General features: G+C 66.8%; 13 protein-coding genes. All 13 read left to right on the top strand.

The features are described from left to right. Window positions 1-2: 2 nt before the first annotated feature. On the top strand, window positions 3-1631 hold the full coding sequence (locus HRUBRA_RS05975; RefSeq protein ID WP_035515429.1) for a 3-(methylthio)propionyl-CoA ligase: 1629 nt from the start codon (window positions 3-5) through the stop codon (window positions 1629-1631). 160 nt (window positions 1632-1791) lie between these two features. Then, window positions 1792-3531 carry a GspE/PulE family protein gene (locus HRUBRA_RS05970; protein ID WP_052094448.1) on the top strand — a complete coding sequence of 580 codons (1740 nt, stop codon included), beginning with the start codon at window positions 1792-1794 and terminating at the stop codon, window positions 3529-3531. 7 nt (window positions 3532-3538) lie between these two features. Next, window positions 3539-4741: a type II secretion system F family protein gene (locus HRUBRA_RS05965; RefSeq protein WP_035515427.1), complete on the top strand. Its 1203-nt coding sequence runs from the start codon at window positions 3539-3541 to the stop codon at window positions 4739-4741. Between the two features lie 69 nt (window positions 4742-4810). Next, entirely contained in the window at window positions 4811-5251 is a 441-nt protein-coding gene (gene gspG / locus HRUBRA_RS05960) for a type II secretion system major pseudopilin GspG (protein WP_035515424.1), read from the top strand. 4 nt (window positions 5252-5255) lie between these two features. Continuing rightward, the gene (locus tag HRUBRA_RS05955; protein ID WP_035515421.1) at window positions 5256-5705 is read left to right on the top strand and encodes a GspH/FimT family pseudopilin; all 450 of its coding nucleotides are present in this window, start codon (window positions 5256-5258) and stop codon (window positions 5703-5705) included. Then, complete coding sequence (locus HRUBRA_RS05950) at window positions 5692-6102, top strand: type IV pilus modification PilV family protein (protein WP_035515419.1); 411 nt, start codon at window positions 5692-5694, stop codon at window positions 6100-6102. The genes HRUBRA_RS05955 and HRUBRA_RS05950 overlap by 14 nt, the downstream gene beginning before the upstream one ends. Then, window positions 6099-6698, top strand: coding sequence for a PulJ/GspJ family protein (locus HRUBRA_RS05945; RefSeq protein WP_035515417.1), 600 nt, complete (start codon window positions 6099-6101; stop codon window positions 6696-6698). The genes HRUBRA_RS05950 and HRUBRA_RS05945 overlap by 4 nt, the downstream gene beginning before the upstream one ends. Next, complete coding sequence (locus tag HRUBRA_RS05940; protein WP_035515415.1) at window positions 6695-7498, top strand: hypothetical protein; 804 nt, start codon at window positions 6695-6697, stop codon at window positions 7496-7498. Before HRUBRA_RS05945 ends, HRUBRA_RS05940 begins: the two co-directional genes overlap by 4 nt. Next, entirely contained in the window at window positions 7495-8517 is a 1023-nt protein-coding gene (locus HRUBRA_RS05935; RefSeq protein ID WP_035515413.1) for a PilN domain-containing protein, read from the top strand. Before HRUBRA_RS05940 ends, HRUBRA_RS05935 begins: the two co-directional genes overlap by 4 nt. Beyond that, window positions 8514-9080: a type II secretion system protein GspM gene (gspM, locus tag HRUBRA_RS05930; RefSeq protein WP_035515412.1), complete on the top strand. Its 567-nt coding sequence runs from the start codon at window positions 8514-8516 to the stop codon at window positions 9078-9080. The genes HRUBRA_RS05935 and gspM overlap by 4 nt, the downstream gene beginning before the upstream one ends. Next, a complete protein-coding gene (locus HRUBRA_RS05925) occupies window positions 9077-9742 on the top strand; it encodes a hypothetical protein (RefSeq protein WP_035515411.1) in 666 nt (221 codons plus the stop codon). Before gspM ends, HRUBRA_RS05925 begins: the two co-directional genes overlap by 4 nt. A 10-nt stretch (window positions 9743-9752) precedes the next feature. Then, the gene (gene gspD, locus HRUBRA_RS05920) at window positions 9753-11999 is read left to right on the top strand and encodes a type II secretion system secretin GspD (protein WP_168139641.1); all 2247 of its coding nucleotides are present in this window, start codon (window positions 9753-9755) and stop codon (window positions 11997-11999) included. 370 nt (window positions 12000-12369) lie between these two features. Beyond that, on the top strand, window positions 12370-12723 hold the full coding sequence (locus tag HRUBRA_RS05915) for a hypothetical protein (RefSeq protein WP_236629797.1): 354 nt from the start codon (window positions 12370-12372) through the stop codon (window positions 12721-12723). Window positions 12724-12766: the final 43 nt, after the last annotated feature.

Raw genomic sequence — 12766 nt, 5'->3', positions numbered from 1 at the left:
CCATGAACGGATCGATGATGGACGTGCCGCTGACGATCACCTCGATCATGCACCACGCAGACCGGGTGAACGGAGACAGCGAGATCGTCTCAGTCACCCGTGACAACCCGCGACACCGCTATCGCTATCGCGATGCCTTCCGCCGTACCCGTCAGCTCGCCAATGCCATCGCCGGCTGGGGCCTGGGCAGCGGCGACCGGGTCGCGACCCTGGCCTGGAACGATTACCGCCATTTTGAGACTTACTACGCCGCCGCCTGCAGTGGCTATGTCTGTCACACCATCAACCCCCGCCTGTTCCCGGAGCAGATCGTCTACATCATCAATCACGCCGAAGACCGCGCGGTGTTTGTGGACGCTGACTTCCTGCCCCTGGTCGAGGCCGTGGCCGACAAGTGCCCCGGCGTCGAGCACTGGGTGGTGCTCACGGATGAGGCGCACATGCCCGAGACATCGCTGCCCGGCGCCATCTGCTACGAGCGCCTGGTGCACGGCCACTCCGACCAGTTCGACTGGCCCGACCTCGACGAGCAGCAGGCCTGCGCGCTGTGCTACACCTCCGGTACCACCGGCAACCCGAAGGGCGTGCTCTATTCCCACCGTTCGACGCTGATGCACGCCTACGCCACGCTGATGCCCGATGCCCTTGGCCTTTCGCGCAACGACGCGGTGCTGCCGATCGTTCCCATGTTCCACGTCAACGCCTGGGGGCTGCCCTACGCGGCGCCCATGGTGGGCGCGAAGATCGTTTTCCCGGGCAGCAAAATGGGCGATGGCGAGACGCTGACGGCCCTTATGAACGAGGAGCAGGTGACCCGCTCCGCCGGCGTGCCCACGGTCTGGCTCAATCTTCTTGCCTACCTCCGGGAGAGCGGCAAGACCATCGAATCCCTGAAGCAGGTGATCGTCGGGGGGGCCGCCTGCCCGCTGTCGATCATGGAGGCCTTCGAGCGCCACGGGGTGGAGACGCGGGTCGGCTGGGGTATGACCGAGATGAGCCCCCTCGGCAGCGCCAACGCGTCCTGGGAGTCGCGCGACAGCTATGATCCGGAAAGCTTCGCGAAGCTGCGGCAGAAGGCCGGCCGGCCGATCTTCGGCGTCGAGATGAAGATCGTCGACGACGACGGCAAGGCGCTGCCCTGGGATGGCCAGGCCTACGGATCCCTCAAGGTACGTGGCCCCTGGATCTGCTCGAGCTACTTCAAGCTGGACGGCACCGACGCCCACGCCGAGGATGGCTGGTTCGAGACCGGCGACGTGGCCACCATCGACCCCGAGGGCTACATGGCGATCACGGACCGCACCAAGGACGTGATCAAGTCCGGTGGTGAGTGGATTTCCTCCATTGATGTGGAGAATGTGGCCACGGACCACCCGAAGGTCGCGGAAGCGGCAGTGATCGGGCGCTACCACCCGAAGTGGAGTGAGCGCCCGCTGCTGATCGTGGTGAAGGCCGCCGGCGGCGAGGATCTCACCGCCGAGGAGATGCTGGCCTGGTTCGAGGGGCGCATCGCGAAGTGGTGGACGCCGGACGCCGTGGAATTCGTCGATGAGCTGCCTCACGGCGCCACCGGCAAGATCCAGAAAGTCGACCTGCGCGAGCACTTCCGGGACTACGAGTTCCCCGGCTGAGGGCCGCTCCCGGCCCGCAGGGCCGGGGCACTGCTGTGTTAGACTGTTGGGAACGTTCTGCCCGCCTCACCCGTCAATAAGGGGTAGCGGGCAACATTACCCGGTGACCTCGCCGCGCCCCGGGGCCTGGCGGGGTCACGTTCAGCGTCACGTGGGTGCCATGAAGAAGATCGGCGAAATTCTCATTGAGCGCGGCAAGGTGTCGGAGCGCGACATCGAGCGCGCGCTGCTGGCCCAGGCCGAGATGGGCGACCTGCTCGGCCGCGTGCTGGTGAAGCTCGGGCTGGTATCGGAGCTCGACTGCGCCCAGGCCCTCGCCGAGCAGCTCGACGTCCCCCTGCTGGCCGCCGGCGACTACCCGGAAGAACCGCTGCGCCTGGACGCCCTGTCATCGGATTTTCTCGCCAACAACGGCGTCGTCCCTGTTGCCCGCGATGGCGATCGGGTGCACTTCGCCGCGGCGGTGCCCCAGGATCCTTTCATCGCCCGCGCCCTGACCATGGCCCTGGACGGCCCCGTGCAGCTTGCGCTTGGTCTTGAGTCCGACGTCTCCCGGGCCCTGAAGCGCTACCTGCGCGGCGACGGGCCCGACGAGGCGGAGGCCGAGGGCGTCGACAGCTTTGCCGGGCAGAGCGATGACGAGTTTATCGAGCACCTGCGGGACCTGGCCAGCGAGGCACCGGTGATCCGCCTCGTCGACCAGCTCATGCACCGGGCCCTGGACCTGGGCGCCTCCGACATTCACGTCGAACCTTTCGAGGACGGTCTGCACCTGCGCTACCGGGTCGACGGCGTGCTCCAGGACCAGGCGGACCCGCCCCCGGGCAGCCTGGCGCCGGCGATCGCGTCGCGCATTAAGCTTATGGCGCACATGAACATCGCCGAGCGCCGCCTGCCCCAGGACGGGCGCATCATGAAACGGGTGAAGGGCCACGAGCTGGACCTGCGGGTGTCGACCATCCCCACCGTTCACGGCGAGAGCATCGTCATGCGCGTGCTGGATCGGGAGAGCATCCGCCTCAGCCTGCCGGATATGGGCTTTTCCGCAGATACCCTCGAGCGCTACCAGACGCTCCTGACCCGCCCCCACGGCGTGCTGCTGGTTACGGGCCCCACGGGCTCCGGCAAGACCACGACCCTCTATGCGTCCCTCGCTTCCCTGGACGCAGAGCAGCTCAAGATCATCACCGTGGAGGACCCGGTCGAGTACCAGCTCGACAGCGTCAACCAGATCCAGGTACAGGCGCAGATCGAGCTGACCTTCGCCCGGGCGCTGCGCTCGATCCTTCGCCAGGATCCGGACATCATCATGATCGGCGAGATGCGTGATACAGAAACCGCGCAGATCGGCGTGCAGTCGGCGCTCACCGGTCACCTGGTGCTGTCCACCCTGCATACCAATACGGCCGCCGGTGCTCTGACCCGCCTCGAGGACATGGGCGTCGAGCGCTACCTGATCACCTCGGCGGTGAACGGCGTTCTGGCCCAGCGCCTGGTGCGCACGCTCTGTTCGAGCTGCCGGGTCCCGCTGGAGCTGGGCGATGCCGCCATCGAGCGCTACGGCCTGCGCCGCTTCCTGCCCGAGGGGCAGCGCAAGGTCTTCCAGGCCCGGGGCTGCGAACACTGCCGCGACACGGGCTACATCGGTCGGACAGCGATCCACGAACTGTTCCTCCTCGACGAGCAGCTGCACGAGGTGATCATGGGCGGCGCCGACGCCACGACCCTGCACGCTGCAGCCCGGCGCCGGGGTATGATTACCCTCTACGAGGACGGGCTGCGCAAGGTGGTGGCGGGGCAGACGTCGCTGGAAGAGGTCATGCGTGTTACCCAGGACCAGAGCAGCGACAGCATGGCCGAACCGGGCCCTGCGGCGCTGCAACAGTCCGCGACCGCCTGAGCCGCTGATGGCGCAGTTCTACTACAGGGCCCTCGGGCGCGACGGCCGGGCGGCAGAGGGCACCATCGAAGCCGACGCCCCGGAGCTGGCCACGCGGCAGCTGCGCGAGCGCGGCCTGACGCTCCTGAAGCTCGAGCCCGGGGCTGCCGCTCCGGGCAGCGGGCGCGCCGGTAAACCTCCCGGACGTAAGGAAGTACTCGCTCTGACCAGCGAGCTCGCCACCCTGCTGCGCGCGGGGTTACCCCTGGACCGGGCCCTCAAAGTGCTGCTCGAGATGGCCTCCACCCCCGGGGTTCGTGGTCTGCTGGAGCTGCTGCTCAAGGATGTGAAGGGGGGCAAGGCACTGTCCGCGGCGCTGATGCCGCACGCCGACATCTTCGGCAACTTCTACATCAACATGGTGCGCTCCGGTGAGGCGAGCGGCGAGCTGTCGCTCGTTCTCGACCGGCTCGTCGAGACCCTGGAGAACGCCCGGCGCAACCGCGACAGCGTCGTGTCGGCGCTGATCTATCCCGCGATTCTCCTCGTGGTCGCCACGCTGTCTATTGCTCTTATGCTGGTATTTGTAGTGCCTCAATTCGAGACACTCTTCGAGGACATGGGCGAGGCGCTGCCGGCGCTGACCCGGGCCGTGCTGGGGCTTGCCGATTTTGTAGCCGCCTGGGGCTGGATTCTCCTGGCCGTGCTCGGCGCCGGCGGCTTTGCTGCCTGGCGCTGGCTGCAGACCGCTGACGGCGAGCAGGCGCTGCACCGGCGCCTGCTCGCCCTGCCGCTCCTCGGCGGTATCGTGTTTGAGTTCGAGGTGGCGAAGTTCGCACGCACCCTGGGTACGCTCCTTGGCAGCGGTGTGCCCCTGCTGCAGAGCCTCGGTATTGCCATCGACACCGTCGACAACCGCGTGGTCCGCGACGCCCTCGGGGCGCTGCCGCCGGCGGTGAAGTCCGGCCGCCGGGTCTCGGCCTCGCTGGAGGAGAGTACCCTGTTCACGCCACTGGTTATCCAGATGGCGCGGGTGGGCGAGGAATCCGGGCGCCTTGACGCGATGATGCTCGAGCTTGCGCGGGTCTTCGACGACCATGTAGAGGCCAGCGTCAAGCGGGCGCTGACCCTCCTCGAGCCCGTGCTCATCCTGTTCATGGGTTTTGTGATTGCGGTTATCATTATCGCCATCCTCATGGGCATTCTCTCGGTGAATAACCTCGCGCTCTAGGCGTGCGGGAATGCCATGTCGTGGGCCAGCCATTTATCAGATCGGTCACTTACCAGAAAGGAACACATTATGAACCAGCCCTTCCGCCGCCGCGGCGGCTTGCGCCGCGGACGCGGCTTCACGCTCATGGAGCTGCTGGTGGTGCTGGCCATCCTCGGCCTGCTGATCAGCCTTGTCGGTCCCCAGGTGCTCAACCAGCTCGGGGGCGCCAAGACCAAGACCGCGCGCATCCAGATCCGCGATCTTGAGCAGGCCCTTGAGATGTACAAGCTCGACGTGGGCCGCTACCCGGGCACCCGTGAGGGCCTCGAGGCCCTCGTCAAGAAACCCGCCAACGCTGCCGGCTGGAATGGCCCCTACCTCAAGTCCGACGTGCCCCAGGACCCCTGGCGCCAGGACTATCACTACAAGTACCCCGGCGAGCGGGGTGAGGTGGATATCTTCACCTACGGCCAGAACGGCGCCCCCGGCGGCGATGGCGAGGATGCCGACGTCGGCAACTGGCAGTAGGGTCATGGCCCCGCGGCGCCGGGGCTTCACCCTGGTCGAGCTGCTGGTGGCCATGGCCATCGTCGGGCTTATGCTCGCCGTGGCGGTGCCCGCGGGCTTTCGCTTTTATGAGGGCATGCAGACGCGGGAGGCCGTGCGCGACGTGGTCACGCTTTTCGCGACGGCGCGGCAACAGGCAATTACCAGCGGCGCCGCGCAGGATGTACTCGTCTGGCCCGAGGAGCGACGCCTTGTGCTCGGCGACACGACCCGCCGCCTGCCCGGGGGGCTGCGCGTTACCGTTCACGGTGCAGAGGAGGTCAACCGCGAGAGCGCCGGCGTTATCCGCTTCTATCCGGAGGGGGGCACGAGCGGCGGCGGCATCGATATCACCAACCCCGGGGCCGGCACCATTGCGATCGCCGTGGACTGGCTGACCGGCCGCGTTACCCAGACTGTCCATGACCGTTCCTGAGCGCGCTTCCCAGCGCGGCTTCTCCCTGCTGGAAATGGTGGTCGCCATGGCCATCCTCGGTCTTGCCCTCGGCGCCCTTTACCAGGCCAGTAGCGCGGCCACCCGGAACGTGCGCACCGACGAGCGCTACGCCTATGCGGTAGAGCTGGCCCGCTCTCTGGTCGCCGACAGCGCTATCGTGCCCGCCGAGGGCCTGCGTAGCCAGGGCGAAACCGACGGCGGCTTCCGCTGGGAGCTGCGTGCCGAGCCCCTGTCCCGGCCCCGGGATTCCAGGCTCACCCCGGGGATGCTGCAGGAACTGGCGGTCGAGGTGAGCTGGGTCGATGGGGACAAGCGCCGGCGGGTGCGCCTGCACTCCGTTGTCGAGGGGCAGCGTCTTGACGGGAGGCGGCGGTGATCCGCCGCGGCCGGGGGTGCGGCTTCACCCTGGTAGAGGTGGTGGTATCCCTCGCCGTGCTGTCGCTGATCATGCTGGCCACGGTCACCGGGCTGCGTACCCTGGGCAACACGCAGGTCGCCGTGGACCGGCAGGTAGACCGGGTGAGTGAGGTGAGGGCGGTCAGCAGTTTTTTGCGCGACAGTTTCAGTGCCGCGGTGACAGGCAGCGGTAGCGGGGGTCTTTCGCTGGGGGGCGGCATGAGCGAGACCACCGTCTTCGAGCTTACCGGGCAAGGTGCACTTATCTGGAAGGCGGTTGTGCTGTTCGGGGAAAGTTACGGCGGCAATTACCTGGTGCGTCTGGGCAAGCAGGGCGACGAGCTCGTGCTGCGCTGGCGGGCGTCCGACGGAACCTCGCCGCTTCTCGGCTGGAATAAAGCGCCGGAGCGCACGTTAGTATCAGGCCTCGACAGCTTCGAGGTGGCCTACCGGCGGACGCCGGGCGGACCCTGGCTCAGCGCCTGGGATCGGGCCGGGCCGCCGGGCTGGGTGCGTCTGCGCCTGAAGGTTGATGGTCGCTTCTGGCCCGACCTGGTGATGGTCGTCGCGCGATGAGCGGGGGCCTCCAACAGCGTCAGGCGGGCGTGGCCCTGGCCGTGGTGGTCTGGTTCATCGCCGGCATGTCGCTGCTGGTTGCCGGGATCGTGTCGCGGGCGACCGTGGACGCACGGCTGGCGCAGGCGCACCTGGCCCGCGCGCAGGCCGAGGCGGCGGGCGATGGCGCGATCAACCTCCTGCTGGCTGATCTGCTCGAGGGGCAGTTCGCTGCCAGCGGGGACGCGCCGGTGGGCAGCTATCGCCTTGGCGAGTGGCGGGTGCGCGTGCTGGCCATGCCGACAGCGGCCCTGGTGGACCTCAATGCAGCGCCGGCGCAGCAGCTGGCGCGGCTGTTCCGTGACTATGGAAAAACCGCCGGCGACGCGGCCCCGGCGCTTGCCGCCAGTGTGGTAGAGTGGCGCCGGACCGGCGGCCAGCAGCCGCCGCGTTCCGTTCGCTTCGACGTCGTTGAAGACCTGCTGCAGGTAGAGGGGATGACCAGAACACGACTCGACGACATCCGGCACATGGTAACCGCCAGCGGCGGTGCGACCGGGCGGGCGCCGCGCCTTGAGTGGGTAGCCGCGCGCTCGCCGGAAATGATCGCTAGGGAGGGGTTGCCAGAAACGGGTTCCGCAGGGCGCCGGGGGGCCGGTGGACGCGGCGCGACCTCCTACCGTATCGATGCGCTCGTGGAGCTGGGAGGCCGCCATTGGCTGCGTCGCCGCTGGGTTGAGCTTGGCGCCGGGCGGGGCTCGGCGCTCCCCTGGTCCAGCCGTCGCGTGGAGCCGGCGCGCGTCGTCGGAGGCGCCCCGTGAACAACGACCAGCAGTGGTATCTCTTCGGCTACGACATGCGCCAGCTCGGCCGCCACTGGCTCGCCGCCTGGCGCGATCTCTTCCTGGGCCTTGATTCCCCGGTACGCCGACACCTCGACGAGGTGGTGCTTGTCGAGCGGGAGGGTGCCGTGCGCGCTTACCAGTCCGGTGAGCCGCTTCCTGAACGCGCGGCGGCCAGCAGTGCCTGCACAGGCGTCTGTCTCCCGGACGAGTTGGTGCTGCACAAGCGCCTGTCCCTGCCTCAAGCAGTGGAGAGCGACCTGCAAACCGCGCTTGCGATCGAGGTCGCCGCCAACAGCCCCTTCGCTGCGGATGACACGGCCTGGGGTTGGCGCCTGGCCGCGCGCAGCGAGCAGACCATTGCCGTTGATCTCGCCATTGTGGCTCGCAGCGCGGTCATGAGCTTCCTGGGGCGCGAGCACAACAGCCGCGAGGCGACGTCCCAGGAAATCTGGGCCGCGGTGCCCGGCGCCATGGCCGTAATCAACGGCTTTGGTGAGGGTCGTCGCGAGGCGCTCTACCGGCGCAGGCTCGGTCGCGTGGGAATGATGCTGGGTGCCTGCCTGTTGCTGGTGCTTGCGCTGGCCGGTGTCTATGCGGGCGGCAAGCAGTTTGAACTTGCCCGGGTGTCTGCGCTGGCCACCGAGCGCTCTCGTGCCGCCGGTGACGTCACAGCATTGCGAGAGGCCATTGCTGACGCCAACCGGCAGATCCTTGCGGCCCGCGAGCTTATCGCGCGCTATCCGAACCCGCACGAGGAGCTTGCGCGCCTTACCCGGCTCCTCGACGACGATGCATGGGTGGCGCACTTTTCCGCCAACGGCCCGGACCTGCGCATCCGTGGGCGCGCCGGCGACGCCGCCGCCGTCATGCAGACGCTCTCTGCCGAAAAGGCGTATTCGGAGGTTACCGCCCCGCAGGCAATCAGCCGCGTGGGCAATAGTGAGGTAGAGCAGTTCTATCTCGATATCCGCCTCGAAGAGCCCGACGCGTCATGAACTGGCTGCGCACCCACCGCCGCAGCGCGATTATTATCGGCCTGACGCTCCTGCTGCCTGTTTATCTCTACCTGGCCGTGCTGGTGAAACTTGTCGCCATGGGCGCGGAGGACGCCGAGCGTATTGGTGATCTGCGTCCGCGCATTGCGCGGCTGCAGGGGCTGATAGACAACGAGACGGCCCTGCGGGCGGCGGCCGGGGAGGTTGGTGAGCGCCTGGAGACTCTTGGTTACGCACCGGCCCAGGATGCCACGGCGGTAGCCGCCTCGCTGCAGGCTGAGGTGCGACAACTGCTGGGTGAAGCGGGCCTTGCGGTCACCAACAGCCAGGTGCTGCCGACCCGCAACGATGACAATTTTGATCTTGTCGGGCTCAAGTTGACGGTGAGCGGGTCTCTTGCCGCGCTGGATGCTGCCCTTGCCGGTCTCCAAACCTTCAGGCCGATGCTCCTGGTTGAATCCCTCGACACATTCCCCACGCGGCCCCGAGGGCGGCGCGGGGAACAGGCGCCGCAACAGCTGACGGCCGTGATCGAACTGCTGGCATTACGGAGGCTGCAGTGAAGGCTTTGCGCGCACGCTATGCCGGGCAGGCTGATCCCTTGCGCTCCGAGCGACGGGTAGAGCTGGCGGCGATCGGTCTCGCTCTGGTCCTGGTGCTCGTGGTGTTTTATCTGGCGGTCCGCTTGGCTGTAGCAGGCACTATCCGCCCGATCGAGCCGGCGCCGGACAGTGTCCGTGTAGCCAGCCTGGCCGCCGGCACGGTGCCGTCCCCTGAAGATCGGCAAGGTATCACTGCCAGACCTTTGTTCTGGGCCCAGCGGCAGCCGGTGGAGGCTGTGGAGGAGCCTGCGGTGGTGGTGGAAAAGGCAGAGAAGGTGGAGAAGGCGGCACCGCGCATGAAGAATGTCACGGTCCACGGGGTTTATGGCTCCGGCGACGCGGGCGGCGTAATTCTCTCGCTGAAACAGCGCGAGCTCCGCGTGGCGGTTGGTGAAGAGGTGGACGGCTGGCAGCTCGAGCGGGTCACCGGTGACAGTGCCGTGTTCTTGAGCGGTGGCGTGCGCGACGAACGTGAGCTGGTGCCGCAAGTGATCGAGCTACCGGAGCCGCAGTCACCGGCCGGGAATGCCGACGCGGCGTCTCCGGCACAGGATGGCGACCGATCAGCGGCGGCGGGTCGTGACAAGGACGAGCCGCGGCTGACCCTGGGCGGTGCACGCTGAGGTGTCTTTCATGGCAGGAAACAACGACAGCGGCGACACGCCGGTAAACCATTGGGGCAGTAACATGTGGAAGTTAATGATGGCCATGCTGTTCAGCGCAGCGCTCGTGGGCTGTGCGACCCCTGGCGGCAAGCTGCAACCGTCGAGTGCGAAGGTGGCCGACGACGAGCAATCCCCTGCGCAGCGGCCCCTCTCCGCCAACGCCCGCGACCTGGCGGAGGAGAACCGGCAGTCGGGTCGCAGTGAGCCCACGCTCTACCGCGGCAGTGACCAGCAGGTAAAGCTGCCTCTGCCCTCAGACCCGGTACGCTTCGTCGGCGATGATGTGAGCCTCAACTTCGAGCAGGCGCCGCTGTCGGAGGTGGTGCAGGCGGTTATGGGGGATATCCTCGAGCTCGACTACATCGTGGACCACCCGGTGCAGGGCAAGGTGACGCTGCGCACCCGCACGCCCATCCCCCGGGGCCAGCTCCTCGGCGTGCTCGAGTCCCTGCTCAAGGCGCACAACGCGCTGCTTATCCGCGGCAAGGATGGCCGCTACCTGGTGACCGGTTCCCAGCAGGCGGTGCGTCTGTCGCCGCAGGTGACCAGCGCCCAGGACGAATTTGCCGGCTTCAGCACCATCATCGTGCCGCTGGAATACATCAGCGCCTCGGCCATGGCCGACATCCTGCGCCCCGTGGCCGACGATTCCGCCTTCGTGCGCATCGATAATGCCCGCAATCTGCTTATGCTCGCCGGGACCCGGGCTCAGCTGACGGGCTGGCTGGATATCGTATCCACCTTCGATGTCGATATGCTCGCCGGCATGTCTGTGGGGATCTTCCCGCTGGAGAACGGTGGCGTGCTCGAGACCGCCGAGGCCCTGAACAGCCTCATCGGTGCCGCTGACGGGGAGGGGGGCGATATTGCCGGTCTGGTGCGCATCATGCCGGTGCAGCGCCTGAACAGCATCCTCGTGGTAACGCCCCGGTCGCACTACCTCGAGCGCGTGGGCACCTGGCTAGAGCGCCTCGACGTGAACCCCAATGCCCGCTTCGAGCGCAGGCTGTTTGTGTACCCCGTGCAGAACACCACGGCGACGCGCCTGGCGGAGCTGTTGAACGGCATCTACGCCGGTGGCAGCGGCGCCGGTGGCGGCACGACTCGCGGGTCCGGGGGCACGGACCGGGGTGCGGACCGCGGCGTGGCACCGGGGATGACACCGGAGAGCATCGGTAACGCCAGCCGTAGCAGCGGTTCCGCAGGGGGTTCCCGTTCCAGTGCGACCGGCGGTGCATCAGGCGCCAGCGGCGGTGCGGCTATGGTCGCCGCCGCGCTTGGCGGCGAGGACGACGTGCTCGCCAACGTACGGGTGGTCGCCGACGAGGAGAACAATGCCCTCATGATCTACGCCACCGGCAAGCAGTACGAGATCATCGAGGAAGCCCTGGACCAGCTCGACGTGGTGGCGACGCAGATTATCATCGAGGCCAGCATCCTCGAGGTGACCCTCACCGACGAGCTGCGCTACGGGCTCGAGTGGTCCTTCCGCAAGGGGCTCGATGGCGCCTACGAGGGCTTCGGGCAGCTGGTGGGCGACTCGGGGGTGCCGAGCGCCGTTACGCCCGGCTTCTCCTACACGGTGACCAACAGCGTGCGGGACATCAGCGCGGTGCTCAATGCCCTCAGCCAGGACTCACTGATCAACGTCATCTCCACGCCATCGGTGATGGTGCTGGACAACCATACGGCGGAGATTCAGGTCGGTGACCAGGTGCCGGTGCTGCAGGGCAATACGGTCACTAATGGCGGCAATACAATCGAGAATATCGTCTTCAAGGACACAGGGGTCAGTCTCATCGTGACCCCCTCGGTCAATGCCGGCGGCCTGGTGACCATGGATGTGGAGCAATCAGTAACGGACGTGGGCAACGTGGATTCTGCCACCGGGCAGCGCTCCTTCCTCGAGCGCTCCATCCGCAGCCGGGTGGCTGTGCGCTCCTCGGAGTCTGTGGTGCTCGGCGGCCTGATCCGGGAAAATGCCAGTACAGGCCAGAGCGGTCTGCCGCTGCTGAAGGATATCCCGGGCCTTGGGTCCCTCTTCGGCGCTACCACGGCGGAAAATCGACGCACTGAGCTCCTGGTCATTATTACGCCGCGGGCCCTGTACACGGAAGATGCCCTGCGCGAGGTGAGCGAGGAGATGCGCTCCCAGGTCCGCTTTATGGAACTGATTGAAAAGGTACCGGCCGCCGTGGGTGCCGGCAGCAAGTAACGGCGGACGGGCAGGCCTTGAAATGCTGGTACTTTTTACGGCCTCTCGAGGGGGAATAAAGCCTGCTCTCAAACGCCCTTTCTCGGAAAACGGGCGGCCGGGGAGGGTGCCGCGCGGGGCCTGCGGTCCGCGCCCGGCGCCTTCTTCCCCCGAAACAGGGCGCCTGTTGTGCGCCCCGGATGGCGGCAAAGCGTAGGACACGCGCCGGGAGCCCTCCGCGGCGTTTTCGTGCCGGGTTCTCTCGTGTATACTCGTAACCTGTTAAAAAACTAGGAAAATTAGTATGTTACACACATTGAGGGCCCGCTTCGGAGCGGGTCTGGGCGTCGTTTTGGTGACTCTCCTGGCCGGTTGTGCGAGCGCTCCGCGTATGACCGACACCGTGAAGGAGCAGCTCCTCGCGCGGGCCGAGGCGCGCTGGCACGCCCTCGAGCAGCGCGACTTCGACACGGCCTGGACCTTCACCTCACCTGCCTACAGAGAAGTGTTTTCCAAAGCGCTGTACCGCCAGAAGTTTTCCTACATGGTGGAGTGGCAGTTGACAGAGGTTGAACTGGTTACCTATGATGCTCACGCAGCTGTAGCGAGTGTGGCGGCAAGGGTCATGTCCGAACCCGTCAAACATACCTCGGCAGCTTCGGCAGCAATCGGTGCTGTTCCAACGCGCTTCGTCGAACAGTGGGTGTATGTCGACGGGGAGTGGTGGTTCAGTGCCACATTGTAGCTTTGGCAGCAGGTTGACAGCTGGCTGCAGCTAGCAATAATAG

It is taken from the genome of Pseudohaliea rubra DSM 19751 (genome assembly GCF_000764025.1).
In the GTDB taxonomy this organism is placed as follows: domain Bacteria; phylum Pseudomonadota; class Gammaproteobacteria; order Pseudomonadales; family Halieaceae; genus Pseudohaliea; species Pseudohaliea rubra.
Note: the sequence above shows the minus strand (reverse complement) of the source record. Positions and strands in the feature narration are given on the sequence as shown.

Coding starts and splice junctions, on each gene's coding strand:
- HRUBRA_RS05950 (WP_035515419.1), top strand. CDS start 5,692: ATGACCGTTCCTGAGCGCGCTTCCCAGCGCGGCTTCTCCCTGCTGGAA.
- gspD (WP_168139641.1), top strand. CDS start 9,753: ATGGCAGGAAACAACGACAGCGGCGACACGCCGGTAAACCATTGGGGC.
- HRUBRA_RS05975 (WP_035515429.1), top strand. CDS start 3: ATGAACGGATCGATGATGGACGTGCCGCTGACGATCACCTCGATCATG.
- HRUBRA_RS05915 (WP_236629797.1), top strand. CDS start 12,370: ATGACCGACACCGTGAAGGAGCAGCTCCTCGCGCGGGCCGAGGCGCGC.
- HRUBRA_RS05970 (WP_052094448.1), top strand. CDS start 1,792: ATGAAGAAGATCGGCGAAATTCTCATTGAGCGCGGCAAGGTGTCGGAG.
- HRUBRA_RS05965 (WP_035515427.1), top strand. CDS start 3,539: ATGGCGCAGTTCTACTACAGGGCCCTCGGGCGCGACGGCCGGGCGGCA.
- gspM (WP_035515412.1), top strand. CDS start 8,514: ATGAACTGGCTGCGCACCCACCGCCGCAGCGCGATTATTATCGGCCTG.
- gspG (WP_035515424.1), top strand. CDS start 4,811: ATGAACCAGCCCTTCCGCCGCCGCGGCGGCTTGCGCCGCGGACGCGGC.
- HRUBRA_RS05955 (WP_035515421.1), top strand. CDS start 5,256: ATGGCCCCGCGGCGCCGGGGCTTCACCCTGGTCGAGCTGCTGGTGGCC.
- HRUBRA_RS05940 (WP_035515415.1), top strand. CDS start 6,695: ATGAGCGGGGGCCTCCAACAGCGTCAGGCGGGCGTGGCCCTGGCCGTG.